We start from the raw sequence: 20,060 nt of genomic DNA, 5'->3' as shown, positions 1-20,060 counted from the left end.
ATTCGCAGCAAGAATCCTCGCCGCTGTCAGGCAGAAAATCCACTCAAGCTACTGTCCGAATTTGCGGGGCCAGCTCTAACGAATCAAAGGCTTGTCGTGGAGTAATTCACAGGGGCAGGTGATGAATACGCCGGATGACGTGACGGAGATGTTGCACCTGAGGGTGTGTGGGTGAGGTCTGAAGCGGATTGCGCGCCAGCTGGGCTGCAGACGGTGAAGGACTACGTGGCGCGGGTGGGTGAAGCCTTCAAGTCGCCTGAGCGGGCGAAGCGGGTCATGGCCTTGAAGGCTGGCTGCGCGAGAGGTTCATTCGACATCGCGGCAATGCGGATGCGGTCCGTCACGACCTGTTGGCCGAAAACGGCTTGGCGGTCAGCCGGCGAACGCTGCGACGCGCCGTGCAGCCCTACCGCCAGGCACTGAAGGCCGAAGCTCTGGCGACGACCCGGTTCGAGACGCCCCCGGGGCGGCAGCTACAGATCGACTTCGGCGAGCGTCTGGTCGATATCGGCGGGGCGAAGGTCAAAGCATTTGTGTTCGTGGCGACCCGCGCCGAAAAGCAAGAGCACTGGTTCGCTGGGCTCGAGAGCGCATTCACGACCTTGCCGGAGGAAGTGCTGAAGGACAATCCACGCGCGCTCGTGGTGCGCCACGACAGGTGAGCCGGTCGGTTCAGTTTGACGACAAGCTCATCACGTTCGCGAAGCATTGGGGCTTCCGTCCTCGCGCCTGCGCACCGTATCGGGCGCGCACAAAGGGCAAGACGGAGAATGGCGTCCGCTACGTGAAGAAGAGCGTGATCGCGGGGCATTCCTTCGCGAGCTGGGAGGCATTCGAGACGCATCTCGCCGAGTGGGAGGGCGGGGTGGCGAACGTACGTATCCACGGCACGACGGGCGTGGCGCCGATCACTCGCTTTGCGTGTGACGAGGTACACCGGTCGAAGCCGCTCGGCGTCGCTCGGATCGCCGCGCGAACTGGCCCGCGTCGTCGGCAACGATTGTGCTGTCGAGATCGATACGAACAACTACGGTACCCTGGCGGCTGATCAGCGAGCGCGTGGCGGTGACGGTCGCGGCTGGCGAGGTGCGCATCCACCATGGCATGCGCGAGGTTGCGGTCACAGGCAATCGGAGGATCGCCGGCTGCGGATCGTCGAGTTCGCCCACCTCGACGGGGTTGCCTGTCGCGATGGCGCGGTCTGCCAACCAGCAACCGCGACACCGACAGTGCCGGCGCCTTCACCACTGCCCTCGTTGTTACGTCCTCTTGCCGAATACGAAGCTACGATCGGAGGGAGCTTCTGATGGTGCGTACAAAGAAGGTCACCGAAGCACCAATCGATTGGCTGGGGGCCATGCTGGCGCGCTCGCAGCTCTCCGGCATCCGCGACCAGCTCGACAACCTGCCCGACGAGACGGCGCGCGTGAACCTGTCGGCGCGTGAGACGCTGATCCTACTGTGCGAGCGCGAGGTCGTGCGCAAGGATCATAGACGCAGCCGTCGATCGACCGAAGCAGATCCGCGACCTGGCCGCCGTCACGTTGGATCGCCAACGGCGAGAACGTGCTGCTGCTCGCGCGCTCGAGTCAGGTTCATGCTGCCCACCTCGCTACCCCCTTGGAGTTGAGTTTCTTTTTGACCCGGATCGCCAGACGATGGCCGCCGGAACCGCCGCGCCCTTGACTTGGGGATGTTCCAGATCAACCGCTTTGACCATCCACGGTGCGCCTTTGCACAGCTGCTGCGCAGGCAAGCTCTGTTCTTCGATCAGACGGCGAGCCGTCGAAGGACTGACTTTCAACGCAGCTGGGCGCGCTCGTCCTCTCGGTAGGCCGCGATGGCGTGTTGGTTGCGCAGACTGCGAACGCGGACGCGGACGCGGGCCCAACTGTTGCCACGCCCTGTCGACCTACTGGCGCGGTTGAGAACCGCGGCGATGATGCTGTCGGGCATCTGACGCGCGAGGACACGAACGAGATCGACCACATCCGCCGCGGTGCTCGCCGGTGCGGTTCCTCCTCACCTGCAATGCCGTGTGATCGCCGCCATGCCAGTGGACAATCAAGTCCAGCACCTCGTCGCGCATGCGCACAACGATCTCATTGATGAAGCTTCGGATGATCCTGTTGCGCGTCGCAGCTGTTGCACCCGGACTTTCCCAAGCTCTCTTGAGTTCGGAATCAAGCGCAAGTAACCGATCGCGATCGATGTCGCTCAACGTCATCTCCGGCGTAGCCAACAACGTGTCGCGCTTGCCCTCAAGCTCGCGGACAGCGACCAGGCGTTCGTTCCAGCGCCGCTCCAGCTCGCCGGCAACAAGGCGATTGTCCGAATCGACAGCCTCGTATCGCCGAGGAGCGCGAGTTGCCTCGTAGCGTGCCTGCTCCAGAGTCAACTCGAGCTGACGCAGCTTGTCGGCGTGTTCACAGCCGCGCGCTTCCATGGCCGCCAGCGCTGCCTGTATACCCAGCGGCTGCAGCCGCGCGATGACCTCCGCGCTGATCGCGCGATCCGCGCGCAGACCGCCTAATGAGATGCACGGGTCTCCACCATGGTTGATCTGGCTACCGCGGCAATGATACCGCCCGACAGTACTGTGCGTACCGCTGTAGGTAACGTGAAGTTTGCGGCCGCAGTGGCCGCAACGAAGAACCCGCGAGCCGGCCTTCGCCGCTGCGAACCGAGCCTCGACTCATGAAGCGTTTTCCGTTGGCGTTGTCGGTGATCAGGCCCTGATTCTTCTCGAACTCCGCCCACGTAATGTAGCCCTCATGGTGGTCCTTGATCAAAACCTCCCAGTCGTTGCGCTCGCGCCGGAAGCCCCGCACGATCCTCTTGCGGCCGGCCTCGATCGTCACCCGACTGCCCGAGCGCCCGAAGACATAGGCGCCAGCATAGGCGGGATTGGTCAGGATGTGGTAGATCGTATTGTACACTGGTAACTTCCATTCGACGTGGCGGCCCTCGGGGCCATGGCCGCCCCCCGGGCAAAGTGATTCGCTCCTGCCGTAAGCAGAGGTGGACCTGGCGCGGTGTCTGCATCTCGGCAAACTTGGTGAACACGAGTGCGAGCGCCTCCTGAATGCGCCGATCAGGGTCCTTGTCGATCCGATCGTTGGAGACCTTGAGATAGCCGATGGCGACGTTGAGGAAGAGCTCACCCCTGCGTGCCTTCTGCTCCAAGGCTTCAAGCGAGCGTTGCCGAACGATAGACAGCTCCATCTCGCTCATCGTGCCTTTCATGCCAGCAGAAGGCGATCGTTGGGATGGCGAGGATCGTCGACGCCATCCTCATCGACGATCAGTGTTCCAACGAGCCCGTAGAACTCCAGGAGCGTATGCCAATCCTGCCGTTGCGCGCCAGCCGAGAGGCCTCACTCGAGACCACAGCGCCAACTTGCCCTTCGCAAATGGCGGCGAGCAGCTTCTCGAAACCGGGACGCGCGGTGCCGCCACCAGAGCGACCGAGTTCGTCGTCGATTGCGGCCACCTCGCTCCAGCCCAGCTGCCGGGCAAGGTCGGCCAAGCCGTACTAGCGGCGCTCGCTCTCGCGGTTGTTGATGACCTGGTCTGCCGTCGACTGGCGAACGTAGACGACGGCCTCAAAGCAGATCCGCCGCTTCCGGTGGATCGTCTACTGGAGGCGCGTCTTCTTGCCGCGATCCTCGACCGGCTCCTGCACCACCGCCACGTGCTGACGATCCGCGGCGACAGCTACCGACTCCGCGCCAAGAGTGGCTTCATCAAACCGCCGACCGCCGGTGACGGCCGTCCGGTCGGCTCCGCCTCCCTCCGTCCCGTCACCGGCGGAAGCGACCATCAAACGTCCGATGGTGGGGGCAGTTCTTCATGACGAAAAGGGGGCAGTTCCGGATGGCGTTCGACAGACTATGCTCAAGGTTGAACCCGGGCCAACTCAGCATCAAGGGCGGATAGATCCCTACCTATTCTGGGGAGGTCTTCGCTACATTGCCTTCTGATATGCTGCCCCGACGACTACAGTTTTCCAAGACAGAACGAAACAACATGACTCACCACGTGGATCTCGGACCTGGTGTGGCAAGCATACCAGCGCCAAGAAATCTTCCAAACCGTTCCGATCAGGGAGTGAGTTGGAACAAGTCCTACGAAGCCATCAACGCTTGTGGCCAAAAACCTCTTTTACGAGAGTTACTCACGCAACTACGTCAGCCTGCTGTCTTTCCCACTATGGCAAGGATCGCGGCGGATACAACTGACCTGGGCGTCAAGTACGACGAGGGCACGACAGCAACGTTTTCGCTCGATAGAGCTAACGCCGTTGTGCGAGCGATCGACACGCCTGACGATCAATCAATGCACGAAAGCTCTCGCGCGATCCCAAGTTGCGTTGTTCAGTAGGTCGACGGCGGCAGCGTCGTGGTATCCAGTCCCGTTGCCTTGATCCGACAATCGCGAATCGCGGCGATGATGCGCCGAGACAAGAACATCAAGGAGCGCGGACAACATGCGATAATTGGAAAGCCGCTGTACTACGCATATGAGTCTCGCAGACGAAAGCTCTCTCTGCCGGTGACCGCGGACACGACGTTGGCAATGGAGGTTTCGCACTTAGCATGTGTTTTGACCAAGAAACTTACGAGAACCGCTCAATACGAGACGAGGTGATGATTCCTTGCCTAGTCTGGACCTCGACGCGCGACACTTGGCTGGCTGTTTGCTCGTGCCGGAGCCCGGTTCAGGCAGCCATCGCCCGATGTTCGCCATGCCCTGACTTCTTCGCACTTGCAATATCAAAGGCGTCCTCATGTCATTCCCTTCGCGGACGGTTGCAGGCTGCCGAACCGTGTCGACCTTGAGAACGTCGGAGCTTCCTTGGGAAGGGCGGGGCGGGTTCCAGATAGGGCGTGGAAGCGCAGAAGCCCGCCAGGAATATGTAGATCCAAGCATTGCCTACCAAGGAGCCTTCGTCCGAAGTGGCCGTCAAAGTCAGCCGTCTGAGACAGGCGGAGATCTCGGAAGGGAAACCAAATGCACCCGGCGAGTCCCCGTCGGTGCATCCATTCCGCTCACCGTCAGATGTGTCGATGCCATGCTCCTCCTTGGAAGGCCAATGCCAAAACAGAGCCCCGAAACGACTTCATGACAGAAGAATCAGATATCAGATCTGCGAACGCAAACATTCGTGCAAGCACTGTCTGGACAATTGTGCTCGGCTTTGCCGCGGATCCGTTGATGCGTTGGAGCTGGCCTGACCCAAGGCAATACCTTAGAAGCATGCCTCAGTTCATTGACGCCTGTGGGGGCCGAGCATTTGCACATGGCACAGCCTACGTCGCGGGAGAGATTCGTGGCGCGGCCCTGTGGCTGCCTCCCAACGTGCAGCAAGATGAGGAGGCATTGGATGCAATCATGGCGCTATCCCTGCGCCCGGAGATTACCGAGGATATGGCACACTTGCGGCGGAGAATGGCCGAACATCGTCCCCACGAGCCACATTGGTATCTGCCACTCATTGCCGTCGATCCGAACTGGGTCGGAAAAGGGCTTGGCACGTTGCTGATGAACTACGCCCTTCAACGATGCGATGAGGACGGCATTGTTGCCTACCTCGAAAGTTCGAACCCTGAAAACATTCCCTTTTACCAACGTCACGGCTTCAAGGTCGTTGGTGAGATACAACACGGTTCTTCGCCGCCGCTCACGCCAATGTTGCGAACGGCTTCATTCCGACCCAGCAAGGCCGCGCCGCCGGATCGGCTCGTCACCCAGACTCAAGCATAGCTCCGCCTCATCCCGTTAGGATTGATTGCCAATAACCTGACATGACCGCGTTCGGTCAGGACGGCTTATGTTCGCGGCCAGACAACTGAGCACGTGAGGCGGCTCGCCGGGCCTGCGAAAAGCATACCAATCGTCTCTTCGGCAAAGTTGGCACGTCTGATGTGAGAGCTGGCGGGGTCAAATCCACTAAGCTGGGATATTGCCACGGGCGGCTGCATCGATTTGCGGTCGGGCTCCAGACAATTTTTGATCTAAGGCCACAGAAAGCGATGAATGGCGAGACGCGTATGGCTACCGAAACCCGATCCGGCCCAACTCAATTCGCGGACCGCGAACCGATCGATGCCAACATTCAGGATGTCCAGGGTTGCTGTTCCCCTGTTGGAGAATTTGCGACGCCACTTCCAAAGGTTTGAGCACATCTTGGCCGATCGCAGGCGCTGGGTCGTCGAGCGCACCTTTGCGTGGCTCGGCAGATGTGGGCATCTCTGCAAAGACTTCGAAGGTTCCGCCGCTACCGAGCTCGCCTGGCCGCTCGTCGCCCATCTGAGGCTCCTAACTCGCCGATTGGCCAGGCCTTGAGACATCTATGTTTTTTGAGTGAGGCTCTCAGGACAGGCGCTCGGCGAATTTCGAACCTCGACCTCGGGGCTGCTCCAACTGGTTAACTTGACTGTGCCGTCTTGACGAGTCTGGGCAAAGGCTTCTATATGTGGTGTCGTAGTGGTTTTAAATTCGCATATATGGTGGCACGGTGTTAGGGGGGAACCCATTGTGTCGGCAGCGGCTATTCCGAGGCATTAGCGCGACAGCGCTGGGAAGGCCGACAGCCGCAGCGACCCGCGAGCCAGGAAACCTACCGCGACAGAACCCATGTCCTCGGGCGGGGTGCCCGGTGGGTCGCTTGCAGCCGGGGACATTTGCCCGGTCCCCTCGCAAGTCGTCCGCACGGTCCCAGCCCCCAAATATCACGGGGTTGCCGATGTCGGCGTCTTACGATTTCGATCAGTATGGTCATCTCATTGAGCTGCCGAGTGTGCGGCAGCCCTCAGCGCAGGCAAAGCCTACCACACCTGAACTGTGTCTTGTGCAGCCCCCAGCATTGCCGGCTCCCCTGCCGAGGCCCCCCGCGCGATCGCCAACTCCGTCTGACCTTTCGCTCGATCGGTCGCGCGACGACCTGCTGACCTCGTTTGGTAGGCTGACGCTGACCGACCGCTATCTGCTCGCCGGCGAAGGCCTCCAGGACATGTTCGCCCGAGTGTCTTGCGCCTTCGCGGACAATGTTGCGCATGCCCAACGTCTATATGATGCGATGTCTCGGCTGTGGTTCATGCCGGCCACACCGGTGCTCTCCAACGGCGGCACGACGCGCGGCCTTCCGATCTCGTGCTTCCTTAACTCAGTGTCGGACTCGCTCGAAGGCATCGTCGGCACCTGGAACGAGAACGTCTGGCTTGCTTCCAATGGCGGCGGCATCGGCACCTACTGGGGTAATGTTCGCTCAATCGGCGAGAAGGCGAGGGGCGGCGTCACCTCGGGCATCATCCCGTTCATCCACGTCACGGACGGCCTCACGCTGGCGATCAGCCAGGGCTCGTTGCGGCGCGGCTCGGCGGCGGTCTATCTCGATATCCACCATCCCGAGATCGAGGAGTTCCTCGAGATCCGCAAGGCGTCTGGTGACTTCAACCGCAAGAGCCTCAACCTACATCACGGCATCAACGTCACCGACGAGTTCATGTGTGCCGTGGGCGCCGGCACCGCATTCGCTCTGCGCAGCCCGAAGACTAACGAGGTCGTCCGCGAGATCGACGCCCGCCAGCTGTGGCAACGCATCCTTGAGAACCGGCTGCAGACCGGCGAGCCTTATCTCTTGTTCATCGACACCGTGAACCGTGCGCTCCCCAAGCACCAGCGCGAGCTCGGCCTCGAGGTCTCGACCTCCAACCTGTGCAGCGAGATTACCCTGTCGACCGGCATCGATCATCGCGGCGAGGAGCGCACCGCGGTTTGCTGCCTGTCGTCGCTCAACCTCGAGACCTGGGACCAGTGGAATGAGGAGCCCGGCTTCATAGAGGACGTCATGCGCTTCCTAGACAACGTGCTCACGCACTTCATCACGGTGGCGCCGGACGGAATGAAGCGTGCCCGCTACGCCGCCCTGCGCGAGCGCTCCGTTGGCCTCGGCGTCATGGGCTTCCACTCGTTTCTCCAGGCCAAGGGCATTCCAATGGAGGGTACCTTGGCCAAGTCATTCAATCTGAACATGTTCCGAAAACTCCGTCGCGAAGCCGACGCCGCATCCGTGGCGCTCGCTCGCGAGCGTGGCCCGTGCCCGGATGCCCTGGAACGCGGCGTGATGGCGCGCTTCAGCCACAAGATCGCAATCGCGCCGACCGCCTCGATCAGCATCATCTGCGGGGGCACCAGCGCCTGCACTGAGCCGATCCCGGCCAACATCTACACCCACAAGACGCTATCCGGCGCCATCTCGGTGCGCAATCCGCACCTCGCTAAGGTGCTGGCCGCGAAAGGCGCCGACACCTCGGCGACCTGGGAGTCGATCATCGCGCACGACGGATCGGTCGCCCATCTCGACGTCCTGTCGGAGCACGAGAAAGCGATCTTTCGCACCGCCTTCGAGATCGACCAGCGCTGGATCGTCGAGCTTGCCGCCGACCGCGCCGCGTTGATTTGCCAGAGCCAGTCGATCAACCTCTATCTGCCGGCCGACGTCGATAAGTGGGACCTCCACATGCTGCACTGGACGGCGTGGAAGCGTGGGGTGAAGAGCCTCTACTACTGTCGATCAAAGTCGATCTCGCGCGCGGCGTTCGCCGGCAAGATTGCCGGGGATGCAACGCCGACGCAGCAGCCGGCGCGGCAGCGCACCGACTATGAGGAGTGCCTCGCATGTCAGTGATCGATCTATCGCGCGCCGATCCGCGCACGTTGATCGGCAAGGGACGCGTCGGCCTCCTTGACTCGACCGGCAGCTACGACGTCGATCGCTATGCCTGGGCTTACGAGTTCTGGAAGCGCCAGCAGCAGACCCACTGGATGGGCGAGGAGGTGCCGCTCGGCGCCGACCTCAACGACTGGGCTTCGGGCCGCGTCACCGACAGCGAGCGCGCGCTGCTCACCCAGATCTTCCGTTTCTTCACTCAGTCGGACATCGAGGTCGGCGACAACTATTTCAAGCGGTACATTCCGATCTTCCAGCCACTCACCGTCCAGATGATGATGGCCGCTTTCACTAACATGGAGACGGTTCATATCGACGCCTATGCCCTGCTACTCAAGACGCTCGGTATGCCTAAGACCGAGTTCGAGGCATTCCGCGGCTATGCGCAGATGCGCGCCAAGGCGGACTACATGCACGAGTTCGGCGTCGACAGCGTGGCGGATGTCGCCCGTACCCTGGCGATGTTCGGCGCCTTCACCGAAGGCATGGCCTTGTTCGCCAGCTTCGCCATGCTGCTCAACTTCCCACGCCACAACAAAATGAACGGCATGGGACAGATCGTAAGCTGGTCAGTGCGCGACGAGAGTCTCCACTGCGAGGGCATCATCAAGCTATTTCACGAATGGCACCGCGAAACCGGCGCGGTGACGCGCCCCGTCCGCGACGACATTGTCGACGTAGCCAAGACCATGGTGAAGCTGGAGGAGAACTTCGTCGAGCTCGCCTTCGGCCTTGGCAAGATCGAGGGGATGCTGCCTGAGCATATCCACGCCTACGTCCGCTACGTCGCCGACTGGCGACTGGCCCAACTCCGGATTGCCCCGGTCTTCGGCTTCTTCGAGGCGAAGGAGGGCGGGTTCACCCAGCTCAAGGCGCATCCGCTGCCGTGGCTCGTCGAGATTCTCAATGGCGTCGAGCACGCCAATTTCTTCGAGCAGCGCGCCACGGAGTACTCCAAGGCGGCGAGCCGCGGCAGCTGGGACGGCGAAGACGGGGTGTGGGCGACTTTCGGCCGTATCTAGCCCATTTTATTCATGCTAGCGGCATTGACAGCGGCAGGCGCCGATAGTCGTCGCCGTCACCCGCCAGCATGACAAAGGCATAGAACCGGACCTCCTCATCGTGGCGTCTTGATTGCAGCGCGACAAAGCCGGACACACAGATGGTTTGTTGGGTTAAGCCGGTACATGCGCTCCATTGCTGATGGCGGCTAGGGTTTACAGTATTTCCGCAGGTCGGTGAGGTGGGTCTCGTCAACCACCTTCATGAAGTCAATCAGCGCAACACGGCTACGCCCTTGAGCAGACGAATGTTCTCGATGATCGCCACGGCCGCCCCCCTCTTAGGGCTAGAGGGGATTACTATCACGCAATCGGAAGTTGTAAAGAGGGGCAACCCTGTCAAAGGGGGTCATCTTCATTGCAGCCCGGTCGGATCAGGCAAACCGATTTGTTCTTCATCCCCCTTCGCGTTTGATTTCGTCGCCGACCCACTGGCGGTCTTCCTCGGCCGTGGCTTCGCGGAGGTGATCTACTACGAGCAGACGCTGGCAATGCGGCTCGGATGACAGCCGCGTTTCTGTCCTAACACAAGAGTTCCGCTTCAGCGCTGCCGATCCACCTCTCGAGATTTTGCATCCGCTCTCCGAGGCGCTCCCAATTGATCCGCGCCAGCGGGGGTTCGGCAGGCTGATCGGGCGCAGAGATCGGCAGCGACGATGACGCAAGCCATCACGTCGTCGACGTTATGTCCCACCCTCGCACGAGCGCCGCTTCGACCGCTCGTCGGCCTTTCGTCCGAGGTGGCCAGTGCGGCCTCGACCTGGTCGACCAAGTCGTAGCACGAAGGTGCGCCCGGCTCGCACCTCGGCTCGCATTTCAGTGCGCTGCCTGTGCGATGAGCGTGCTGCGGCCGACCGGAACGATTGTAATCGATGACCTGTGTCTCCCTAAGCGAGGGCCGGGTTAACTACGACGGTCGACAAAACTATTTTTTGCCTCATCATTCTCCGACGGCCGGAAAGCCGACGGTGATGCAGGTGGAGGCACGGGGCCGGGAAATCGGCGCAGCCAGCCACTAAGCGGCTGGCGTTCGACCACGGCAGCACGCTTGAGTTCGCCGCGATCTCGCCGTGGCGCTGCGTCATAACCAGATCAGCCAGATTCCTTTGAACCACGCCTAACCAGCTCGAGCCGATGTACCGACAAGAAGCCGATAGCGCTATTGATGCGAGTCCCTGTTGCCAAGGTTTCTATGCCGCGATGCGGCTCAGGATATTGGTGCGAACCCGCGCCATTTTGGCGAAGATCGATCAATAGGTCGTGGCGATCACGCCACCCCACCGGTAGTTCACACGGACCAAGCCGATATCGACGTCCTGACCGATACGGGCAGTCCCTGCAAAAGTGCCCACCGGAACACCCACGAGTCCGGGTGAAAAAAAGAAATCCACATCCCGACGACCCATGAACAGGTGGTCGTATTCAACGCCGATGGACCAGTTCGGAGCAAAGCCAAATTCAAGGCCCGCCCCTACCGTGCCGCCCCAACGAGTTTCGCTGCCGTTGTCGATAGTGAGCCCGGTCGCAAAATCGGAGACCCGGTATTTGTCACGGACGACTGCAGCCCCACCTCTTACATAGAGCAGCACGTTATTCCAAGCATAGCCGACTTGGCCCGTGAACAGGCCGAATGCATCAAGCGTGGAGTCATCCCGGACGCCTGCGAAAGCAAGGTTCGCGTTGGAGCCCTTGAAATCGGCCCAATTGCCCTGCGTCTCCAGACCGAACACCGAGTTCGCTATTTGCCAGCGGTAGCCGATGTGACCGCCCACCGTGCCTCCCGTCGCATGATGGCGCCCCATGCCAACGGGCGGAGCGACGACCACGCCGCCGGCGTTGACCACGTCCCAGCACTGCCGACGTAGAAGCCGCTCCAATCATAGATCGGAATGACCGCCGGAGGCGCTTTGAAGTAAGGCCGCGCGGCCGGATCAACGGCAGAGGCAGGAGCAGCCAGCGTGTTGAGGGCTACCGTGCCCGCTAGCAATTTTTTTATTCTTCTGAATCCCAGTTTCGAATTCGACGCCCCCGACGGGATATTGACGACGATTGCCACGTTTCCGCCACCTCCATCAACTGCAAGGGTTGGTAGTTGACGGGGTCGCAAGCGCCGCCTGAGCGGCCGGTCGATGGGCAAAGTGCATGTCGGGTCGGTCGCGGATGCTGTCCGCCGACTGTTGATTAAGTGGCTTGACCCGAAAATGTCTAATCGCGGTTACCCGTCCTGCGCGGCTTCGAGCACATCAGCATGACAAGAGTCAGCGCATCGACAGCGAGTCAGTTTCCTGATTGCAGCTGCTCCGCGTGTCCTCGTTCCGCCCGTATCGACCGTTCGTCGGCCATTGGATGCAAGTGTTCCCGCTTACGGCGAAGCTTCGACGGACGAGCCGCATTCAATCCATTTCGTTCCGGGCGGACGATGCATCCGCAGTAAGACGGAGGCGTGTGTAGGGGCCGGCGATAAGGCTCGGCGCCGCATCGAGTTAAGAGTCCAGAATTTCTTGCTGCGGCTGGCCTTCTCGATCACGGCCAGTACCCTCTTCGATACATGAAATTTGAGCCGCGAAACAGGCCGAGCGACATCCCGAGAACTGGCTATTCCAGGAGCTCTCACAGAACTCCCAGCCGAGTTCGGTATTGAACGACTGCGCTCGGAGCGGCCGACTACGGCACCCATCTCCAACAGCCACGTGAGCCGGTTGCTGGAAGACCGGGCGCCGTGTCGTCTTCGCCTTCATCGTCACCGAGTTCGATGCAGAAGCTGCAACGGCGCAGTTCGGCAAGGTCGCCGATCCGCTCCGTCCCAAACTCGAAGCGGCGATGATCCCTGAGTGCGCTCTCGCGCATCCGAAGCTGAGCAAAGGCGTCAAACGAACGGCGCCTTCGAGAGCTATCGCACGCTCGATCCCGTGGCTCTGCTGGCGGAGATGAGGGACGCCAAGATCGAGCTCGGCACGCGTATCGGCGCCCGGCCGCCCCTTGCTTGCTGCCAACGGAGGGAGAGGCTACTGCGATAAGAAATATCATGTCTTGTCGATACGGGCTTAGTCGTGTCGCGTGATCATTTTCATTCACGACGCATCCTCGATTGTCGAATTAGCGAACCAGGTTCAAGGCATTCGCTTTTGCGGAAAATGCTACCCCCTGCGCCGAAATGTTACTGTCCGCTGCAATCGATTTGGTTCGGCTTGATACCCCGGAACTGTCCACGCAAGGCTGTGACTGTGATTTGTTTTGACGGGGTCTTCGTTGGCCCACCACGCATCATATTCATACGCTGATTTCGGGAGGGAGCGACCGATAAGCATCTCGATGTCGGCAAAGGTCATCTTGAGCGAGGCAGAGCTGTTTGCGACCAGCTTGTCTCTCAAAGGGTTATAGATCGACATCGGGCTCCCCCATCCAACGATCTCATATTATATAGCCAATCCGGACTTTTCGTCACCAATTGCGGATTTTGTCCGATATTTGTCGGTTTTCGTTCGCAGCGGCACTGACGCCGCCGCGACATCATGTCGAGCAGCAGCCACGTCTGCGCCGAAGGCAGGCGGACGTACCACCTTTTACGGCCCTGAACATCGGCCTGAGCGGCTCTCGAGCAATGAAGCTACCGAAACGATATAGCCTATCCGGAGACTTTCGTTCATCTCGATGTGTTAGGCCCGCTGGCATTGGCATATGTTCGAAGAAAAGCGCGAAGCCGTGCCTGCCATTGAGATGCCGGTTTCGGCTCTTGTGCTACAGCATCGCAAGTGGGCCGCCGGTCGGGTGGAGATATCCTCCGGTGGCCCTGACGGTCAGTTTCAATGCGCTGTCATGCTTTTAAGCGGCTAGCGTGGCCGCCATGGATCCGACAGGTGCATGCAGACGCTCGCCCCGCAGCACAGGGGAATTGCGGCTTTACCAGAATTAAGCAGCGCCTCGATGAGGCGACCCAAGCCCAGCAACAGGAACGCTGGTGCTTGAAATCGCCCTCAGGCCTCGGAGCTTCTCGGCGGCGCTCCAACTACTGAGAGCCTCGTGTGTTAGATACGTCGCGGCCAATTCATTCCAGGATCTCACGACCTGATTCCAGCTCTCTTTTCGGGCGGGCAAGAGCTCAAGCATCCTTTGCGCCTTGCGGGCAGCGGCAAACCTCCCGTCTCGCGTAGCGTCTTTCAGAATTCTCCGCACCAACACTTCGGTTCGCTTCCATCCGGCGCCCGTCGATCTATCCTCGGCCAAGGAAGCGAAGTACACTCGAAAGGTCAGGGCACGTTCGGCGGCGATGCCCGATGCCAAGCTTGGCTCGTTCAACCATCGGTAAAGAGACTCGAGCTGCTCCGAGTCGCCGAGCGTGAAAGTGTCATCATCCCCGAAAACCAAGAATGTCGCGAAACCGGCGATCTCAAGTTGCATGCCCAAATCTTGTGAGTCCAGCCAACGGGTGATTGCTTCTAGTGGAGACATAGCTTTGCTCTCCTGTGGGGTTGATCGCGATTCAGCCCGGAGGACACCGCGCGGGTCAACTACAAGAATTTGTAGCTGACGGAAATAAAGAGCTGTCAGGCGTGCCGCCGCTATGGTGTTTCTGCATTGAACGGAGGGATTTCCGAAGGACGGCTGAGCAGCGCCACCCCGCGCCGACGACTTGCAAATTCCGAGCCTCGTTACTCCAAGAGGCGCTTGTTCGATTGGAGAAGATTCGGCGGCTTGCGATATCCGTTGGAACATCAAGGACGAGCCCAACCCCGACCAGCTCGAAGGAATTGACGCTCTGAAGCACGGTCGCTAGGGCAAGGTTGTAATCTTTGAGGCGATCAGCGAACATGACGGATGTGCGGATTGACACTTCGACGTGGGAGCGCGAGTACGGGAAGAAGCCAAGCGGGCGCCGCTATCGGCGCTTCCGGATCATATCGCCCAGTATTGCAGTCAAAGACTATTAATTAAGAACGGAGATCCCAATGACGTTCCCCAGGGCGTGCAGGGGGGCAATAGAAAGGGCGCGGCAACGCGGTTCGGCTCAAATCGTGCTGCTACCGTGAGGGACCCTGACGAGTTTGACGATCGAACGCATGTTTTCCCGAGGGCTGAGACGGAACAAGAGCTTGGGATCACGGTCATAATGGAAAAGTGGATCGTCTCCCAATCCGTCATCAATCCAGCCTTTGACTCTAACGAGAGAGAAAAGACTGGCTAGCAGCTAGGCGACATCTCGCTCTCGACACTCGATCTCGCCGATTGCAGCCGCGATCGCTCGTGAATAAGGGAAGCGACCAAGGCCCGGCAGTTGGTCTCCCCGGTCACAGCAACAGTCCAGCCCTATCACTACAAGGCGCTGCTCCTTCCGAGCCCACCAAATTCGGTAGTTGAGGCGACCGCGGCAGATTTGCAGAGTAAGGCCATCTGTCGATCACAGGGGCGAGGCCGGAGCAAGCTTTATGGCTGGCGTTCAATACTTCGTGTCGCGCCATAAAGGCCGGTGGAAGGTTGCGCTCAATTTTGAGTACTCCGGCCCCTACGCCACTGAGGAAGAGGCGACCGCGTCGCCGTCGACGCCGCGGCAGGGCACGTCGCTCAGGTTCTCGTTCAAAGGGAAACCACCAATTTAGAATCGAGTGGACATATGGCCACGACCCATACCCCCACCAGCCAGCTAATCGCTGACCACATGAGATCGGCGCCGACCTTTCCCGCCACGCCCGCCCCGCAACACCAAAGCGCGTGGCATCAGCAGGGCGGAATCTCACACCGAACACTTATCCACTTTCCGACCGCGCTTCTGAGGCCGGCCCTGTCGAGCGCTGCCGTGCCAGGTTCTGCAGCGGGCGTGCCCTTGGTCTGCGTGGGGAACAAGGCGTTCGTCGCAGGTCAACAAGATCGGCGGCGTCAGCGACGCCAGCATCTACAAATGGAAGGCCAAGTTCTTTCAGCGTCGAGCCTTGCAACGGAAGCGCGCGGTTTCGTCGCGCCTAGAGTAGAATATTAACATTGCAACCGTCTAGGTTGTGTGCGACCATAGGCTTGGGTCTCAGAAACCGAAGACAGCATCAGTGGCCATCAATGGGCCAGCGTGCTAACAGCCCCGTTCGGCGGGGACGGTGCGCCCGTGTCCAAGGGCACCCCAAAAGCACATTGGCCGGTCACGATTACGGTTTCTGAACCCCGGCAGCCAGTCCGCTACCGGCATCAGAGCTAAAAGCAAAATCCATGAACCATCAGCGAATCTCGCGCCGCGTCGTGGCGATCGCTCGCGTCTGTAGTCTCGAAGTTCTGCACGACAACGAAACATCTCAGCAGAGGGCCGACCGGTTGATGGCACCGCACAAGCGGGGCAACCGTTGTCCGTTGTCAAATGATTTGAGGCTGATTAGGCGGCTGGCGAAAGGAGCGTCGGGCTCCTCAGGGGCTAGAGTTTAAGCGGCCTGCACTCGATGCTGCAAGCGAAGGTTGCGTCTCATCGGCGCTATCCTGCTCGAGCGGCGCCCAAGTTGAGCACCCGCAAGCAAGAGTCGCACGGGCGCATGTCCGTCGTCACGACGATACCCAAGGAAAAGGCGAAGGGGTTTGTTCGCAGGCTCGCTGAAGCTCTTTCCGGCAATCATAGTCAACGGCCCCGGGTTTGCCGGAGGCCATTTGGTTTAAGTTATGCCGCCTTGGCTGGTTGTTCCAGCATGGCGTAGTAGCGTTGCTCGGCTTCGGCCGGCGGGATGTTTCCGATGGGCTCCAGGAGCCGCCGGTTGTTGAACCAGTCGACCCATTCGAGAGTGGCGAACTCGACGGCCTCGAAGCTGCGCCATGGCCCGCGCCGATGGATCACCTCGGCCTTGTAGAGACCGTTGATGGTTTCGGCAAGAGCGTTGTCATAGGAATCTCCGACGCTGCTGACAGACGGCTCGACGCCAGCCTCAGCCAGGCGCTCGGTGTACTTGATGGATACGTACGTTAAAGTGCTGGTCAAGAAAGCTGACGTTTCATCGAAATGACTTTGGCTACCCTACAGGACATGAATTGCCGGAGAGCTGCCTAGTCGAACTCCTTCGCCGCTGATGTTCACGAGTTTAAGTAGGCCTTGTTGACCAGACCGTCGCCGAAGACCGGGGCTGACCGCCTTTGTCCCCGAGAGAGTCGTGCGGCACTCAACCCTCCCACTCTAGAAGCGCGCGTATGCGTGCAGCGATCCGCCGCGCGTCGTTCGGCCTAAGATTGGGCTTCACGCTGTCGAGGATGCCTAACACTGCCCGAGCCTCCTCGGCATCAAATGTCGCGACTTGGCGATCTGCCAGGCTCAAAGACTGATCGGCCGCCCGGGCCTGATTGGCTGTAAGCACCTCAAGCGCTTGCGACCGTAGGGCCGTGATGTGCCGCTCGAATATATGCATCCTTTGGCCCCATGGTTGGGAGTTAGCGGCCACGTGGCTCGGCGCTCAATCTGAGAGAAGAAGAAGCGCTGTCCCTACCACGCGCGCCGCTAACTCCACCGCCAGCTTCGGGAGGGAAGAAGGCTGTCGGTAGGATACATCCACCGCAAAAAGCCGTGGCACAACTACCAGAACTGGTTGCCGCATCACAGTCACGGTCGCCTGGCAATGGGGGCGCGACTCGGCGCCGAGAAGGATGCAAGGCAACCTACTGGGATTGGTCGGCACACTAACCCACGGCCGAGGTCCACACTGAGGCTCTTTTTTCTTGCAGATGGGAGAGACCCGAGTGACCAGCCGCATACGAATTCAATGCATCAACAAGACTGACAGGCAGAACCCTCACGAGCGAATCAAAAACGTTGGCGGAGTAAACCCGGACGGGTCTAGGTGGAAGCAATCCGTCGATCACACGATCAAAGAAATCGAAAACGGTGTATGGGAGTTCTATGTCGAGGAAAAGCGCACGGCCGATGTGATTGTGGCCGTCCACAACGGGCACAAGTACATCAAGACGAAGGCCGACGGCATTCAACCGGACAATTTGCTTTCACTCCCTGAGTGCCCCTAATTGTCGCAAGGATAAAGTTCATTGGCGATCCGGCTGATCAGTAGTATAATTTTGATAGAGCGCCTCCCGAGAGTCACTTGAAAAGGTTGGACGTGTACGCTCCTATCTGCCAGCCTTCCGTTCTGAGGTCAGCCAGGCTGGGAGCGGATCGCTCGATGCGGTCTCCCCGGTAGGCAGACCGGACGCCCGGTCCAGATACCAATCAATCGCCTTGCGATCCCAACGCTGAGTGCCGGGGATAGCCTCCGGTACCAAGCCCTTCTTAATCCACGTGTTGAACGCGTCCTTGGAGCACCCGCAATAGGCGGCTGCGTTGGCCTTAGTGAGGCCCCGAGGTGCGATCTGATCGGCGCGTAGTATCCGCTCCGAACGTCTCAGCTCTGCGGGCGAAGGTCTGTCACGCTGATGATCACCGTCCATTTGGACCTATGGTAGAAGTTAGCGGCAACGTGACTCCGCGCCCGAGCTGGAATTAGAGGCGCTGTCCCTACCACGCCCCGCCAACTTCAACATGGCCAGCGTCAAGCGACTGAAGCTGACGGCGGAAAGTATCGTCCGGGAAAGCCCGTGGCGCAACTACCAGGACTGGTTGCCGCCAGACGCTTGGGCGATCAGTCTCAGCGACCGGAAGCAACGCGGGCACGGCTCGGCGCCAGGTCAGGATAAGAATCGGGCGTTGTCCCTACCGCGCCCGCGCTGCAATTGAGATTAGCGGTGACGTGACTCGGCGCTCTAGCCCCCTCGCGTACACCGGGGCACGCACTGTCCCTGCCACGCGCCGCTAAGCTCAATGGCTGAGTATTCGGGCTAGCTTTCCAAAAGCTGACAAAGATCCGCGCGGAAAATTTACAAACGAAAAGCGGCCCGCTTGGGCCGTTCAAAGCTCAATCTGTTGTGGGCAATCATGCAGCCACGCAAAGACGCTCGCTAGACTGTAAGGCCGTGCGACTTCATGGCCGTCAAGCTTAATGGGGTGATCTTCGATAAGATAGAATTGCCCGTCGGCTGTTCTGACCATCCGATCTCTTAGCTCAAACCACACGCCCGTCGGCCACCTTTTATAGGATACTCGCGTCGCGAAATGGACCGCTTCAGCAATGTCCCGCGCGCGCAAATGCCTTAAAGGCTTAGCCTTTGGTGCCATGATTTCCTCGTCGGCTCAAGAGCCGCGCGGATGCGACTCGGCGCCTTTATCGGCTGGGGGGCTTAGATAGAGGCGCTATCCCTGCGGCATCCGCACTGCCCCGTGAAGTTAGCCCCTCGGATCATAAAGGCTAACCCACACCCTGCTTTCCCATGAACCTTAATCCGCTGGGAGCTGAAGTGCGGTTTAGCGAGAAAGCCGCCGTGCGTGGCCTACCTAAATTGATAGGCCAGACTGAGCGACTTAACGCCGCTCAGCCTGCCAGTATTTCAGCCTCGGTCTTTTGCAGATCGATCAGGCCGCATTAAAAAGGCGTTCGGCCCGCTTACGATCAGTGGCAGCCGCATCACGACGGCGGGTCGGATTGGCGCTCAGCCAATCTATTGCCCGCTTACGGCCGATTGGCGTCACGATTTCAGACACTCCCGGCTCCCACGTCTCTTCGACCAAATAGACTCGCCCGCCCGCCCGCCCGACCAACGGATTCGTTCGGCCTAGAAGGTTCTTAGTGTTGTTTGAGAGTGTAGGGGCGACGGCGCGTGCGGGAGGCCCATCTATATTGGTCCCAAAGCCGTTGAGCTATGCTCTGGTGCGTGAAGACGCGTTCCCCGCTCTCGATCGAGCCGTTCTCATGTGCGATGCCCGCATTGTTGCGCGTTGGCGCCATGCCATAGTGGCCCATCAGCCCGGCGTAGCGCTGCGTCAGATCCTCCCGTGCGTCGGCGGCCAGATTGCGGAACGCTGCCGACAGGCTGTCGCTGCGATGCTCCCGCGGCACGCCGCCAAGCGCCCACAGCGCGTTCTGCAAGCCCGCCGTTGAGCGCCCGCCAGGCGTTGATGCGCCGCTCCAGCGTGCGGCGGATGTTCGGGTTCAGGTCATGATGCCGTCGGCGCAACTCGTCCAGCACGCCGATCACGCGGATGCCGGGCGCAGCCTTCAGGATCGGAACGATCTCGGCCTCCCAATACTGCGCGAGCGGATCGGACCGGCGCCGGCCCCTCGGCGTCTTCTTCTGCGCGCCTGGGTCTGTCCGACTTCACCGATGGCGGGCGACAATCGCCCTCGATTCCGCATTGCCTCGCCTTAATTGTTACCGGATCCTAAGCCGTTGCCTCACGTAAATTGCTCCCCTGGACCGGGAACGAG

At 60.2% G+C, this 20,060-nt stretch carries 12 protein-coding genes and 5 pseudogenes; 9 read left to right on the top strand and 8 right to left on the bottom strand.

What is annotated here, in order from left to right; genetic code table 11:
• Positions 1 to 365 precede the first annotated feature (365 nt).
• On the top strand, positions 366 to 662 hold the full coding sequence (locus QJT82_RS42715; protein ID WP_125459292.1) for a hypothetical protein: 297 nt from the start codon (positions 366 to 368) through the stop codon (positions 660 to 662).
• Positions 663 to 908: 246 nt separating this feature from the next.
• On the opposite strand, the gene QJT82_RS42710 is transcribed toward QJT82_RS42715, so the two are convergent.
• Positions 909 to 1,208 (bottom strand): hypothetical protein, encoded by a 300-nt coding sequence (locus QJT82_RS42710; protein ID WP_028144341.1) that lies wholly within the window; start codon positions 1,206 to 1,208, stop codon positions 909 to 911.
• Positions 1,209 to 1,306: 98 nt separating this feature from the next.
• Here QJT82_RS42710 and QJT82_RS42705 point away from each other — a divergent pair, with 98 nt between their 5' ends.
• Positions 1,307 to 1,630 carry a hypothetical protein gene (locus QJT82_RS42705; protein ID WP_014490252.1) on the top strand — a complete coding sequence of 108 codons (324 nt, stop codon included), beginning with the start codon at positions 1,307 to 1,309 and terminating at the stop codon, positions 1,628 to 1,630.
• A gap of 282 nt (positions 1,631 to 1,912) precedes the next feature.
• On the opposite strand, the gene QJT82_RS42700 is transcribed toward QJT82_RS42705, so the two are convergent.
• The 3 genes and pseudogenes from QJT82_RS42700 to QJT82_RS42690 form a co-directional block, all read right to left on the bottom strand.
• Positions 1,913 to 2,446 (bottom strand): transposase, encoded by a 534-nt coding sequence (locus QJT82_RS42700; protein ID WP_011082845.1) that lies wholly within the window; start codon positions 2,444 to 2,446, stop codon positions 1,913 to 1,915.
• Between the two features lie 334 nt (positions 2,447 to 2,780).
• Positions 2,781 to 2,939, bottom strand: a pseudogene (locus tag QJT82_RS42695) (recombinase family protein); the annotation flags it as partial.
• A 365-nt stretch (positions 2,940 to 3,304) separates the two neighbouring features.
• Positions 3,305 to 3,493 (bottom strand): recombinase family protein, encoded by a 189-nt coding sequence (locus tag QJT82_RS42690; RefSeq protein ID WP_231088716.1) that lies wholly within the window; start codon positions 3,491 to 3,493, stop codon positions 3,305 to 3,307.
• Positions 3,494 to 3,652: 159 nt separating this feature from the next.
• Here QJT82_RS42690 and QJT82_RS42685 point away from each other — a divergent pair.
• From QJT82_RS42685 to QJT82_RS42660, 6 genes and pseudogenes are all read left to right on the top strand, one after another.
• Positions 3,653 to 3,856, top strand: a pseudogene (locus QJT82_RS42685) (ATP-binding protein); the annotation flags it as partial.
• Between the two features lie 1,268 nt (positions 3,857 to 5,124).
• Positions 5,125 to 5,766 (top strand): GNAT family N-acetyltransferase, encoded by a 642-nt coding sequence (locus tag QJT82_RS42680; protein WP_043900134.1) that lies wholly within the window; start codon positions 5,125 to 5,127, stop codon positions 5,764 to 5,766.
• A gap of 435 nt (positions 5,767 to 6,201) precedes the next feature.
• Positions 6,202 to 6,348: pseudogene (locus QJT82_RS42675) on the top strand (transposase); the annotation flags it as partial.
• A 598-nt stretch (positions 6,349 to 6,946) separates the two neighbouring features.
• Positions 6,947 to 8,692 carry a ribonucleoside-diphosphate reductase subunit alpha gene (locus tag QJT82_RS42670; protein ID WP_307724541.1) on the top strand — a complete coding sequence of 582 codons (1,746 nt, stop codon included), beginning with the start codon at positions 6,947 to 6,949 and terminating at the stop codon, positions 8,690 to 8,692.
• Positions 8,683 to 9,756 (top strand): ribonucleotide-diphosphate reductase subunit beta, encoded by a 1,074-nt coding sequence (locus tag QJT82_RS42665; RefSeq protein WP_014490245.1) that lies wholly within the window; start codon positions 8,683 to 8,685, stop codon positions 9,754 to 9,756. Before QJT82_RS42670 ends, QJT82_RS42665 begins: the two co-directional genes overlap by 10 nt.
• 287 nt (positions 9,757 to 10,043) lie before the next feature.
• Entirely contained in the window at positions 10,044 to 10,301 is a 258-nt protein-coding gene (locus QJT82_RS42660) for a hypothetical protein (protein ID WP_014490244.1), read from the top strand.
• 744 nt (positions 10,302 to 11,045) lie between these two features.
• Here QJT82_RS42660 and QJT82_RS42655 read toward each other — a convergent pair.
• The 3 genes and pseudogenes from QJT82_RS42655 to QJT82_RS42645 all read right to left on the bottom strand — a co-directional run.
• Positions 11,046 to 11,639 carry an outer membrane beta-barrel protein gene (locus tag QJT82_RS42655; protein WP_011082835.1) on the bottom strand — a complete coding sequence of 198 codons (594 nt, stop codon included), beginning with the start codon at positions 11,637 to 11,639 and terminating at the stop codon, positions 11,046 to 11,048.
• A gap of 1,293 nt (positions 11,640 to 12,932) precedes the next feature.
• Complete coding sequence (locus QJT82_RS42650; protein ID WP_014490241.1) at positions 12,933 to 13,184, bottom strand: hypothetical protein; 252 nt, start codon at positions 13,182 to 13,184, stop codon at positions 12,933 to 12,935.
• A gap of 3,239 nt (positions 13,185 to 16,423) precedes the next feature.
• A pseudogene (locus QJT82_RS42645) lies at positions 16,424 to 16,720 on the bottom strand (integrase core domain-containing protein); the annotation flags it as partial.
• Positions 16,721 to 17,472: 752 nt separating this feature from the next.
• Between QJT82_RS42645 and QJT82_RS42640 the strand changes: the two are divergent.
• Positions 17,473 to 17,769 (top strand): DUF3892 domain-containing protein, encoded by a 297-nt coding sequence (locus QJT82_RS42640; RefSeq protein ID WP_011091022.1) that lies wholly within the window; start codon positions 17,473 to 17,475, stop codon positions 17,767 to 17,769.
• A 1,754-nt stretch (positions 17,770 to 19,523) separates the two neighbouring features.
• Here QJT82_RS42640 and QJT82_RS42635 read toward each other — a convergent pair.
• Positions 19,524 to 19,971 (bottom strand): annotated as a pseudogene (locus tag QJT82_RS42635) (IS21 family transposase); the annotation flags it as partial.
• Positions 19,972 to 20,060: the final 89 nt, after the last annotated feature.

It is taken from the genome of Bradyrhizobium sp. Mp19, from assembly GCF_029952935.1.
GTDB classification, from domain to species: Bacteria; Pseudomonadota; Alphaproteobacteria; order Rhizobiales; family Xanthobacteraceae; genus Bradyrhizobium; species Bradyrhizobium elkanii.
Note: the sequence above shows the minus strand (reverse complement) of the source record. Positions and strands in the feature narration are given on the sequence as shown.

Excerpts from the sequence above, each read along its gene's own strand:
- QJT82_RS42705 (WP_014490252.1), top strand. The coding sequence starts at position 1,307 with ATGGTGCGTACAAAGAAGGTCACCGAAGCACCAATCGATTGGCTGGGG.
- QJT82_RS42700 (WP_011082845.1), bottom strand. The coding sequence starts at position 2,446 with ATGGAAGCGCGCGGCTGTGAACACGCCGACAAGCTGCGTCAGCTCGAG.
- QJT82_RS42680 (WP_043900134.1), top strand. The coding sequence starts at position 5,125 with ATGACAGAAGAATCAGATATCAGATCTGCGAACGCAAACATTCGTGCA.
- QJT82_RS42665 (WP_014490245.1), top strand. The coding sequence starts at position 8,683 with ATGTCAGTGATCGATCTATCGCGCGCCGATCCGCGCACGTTGATCGGC.
- QJT82_RS42660 (WP_014490244.1), top strand. The coding sequence starts at position 10,044 with ATGTTCTCGATGATCGCCACGGCCGCCCCCCTCTTAGGGCTAGAGGGG.
- QJT82_RS42650 (WP_014490241.1), bottom strand. The coding sequence starts at position 13,184 with ATGTCGATCTATAACCCTTTGAGAGACAAGCTGGTCGCAAACAGCTCT.
- QJT82_RS42640 (WP_011091022.1), top strand. The coding sequence starts at position 17,473 with ATGGGAGAGACCCGAGTGACCAGCCGCATACGAATTCAATGCATCAAC.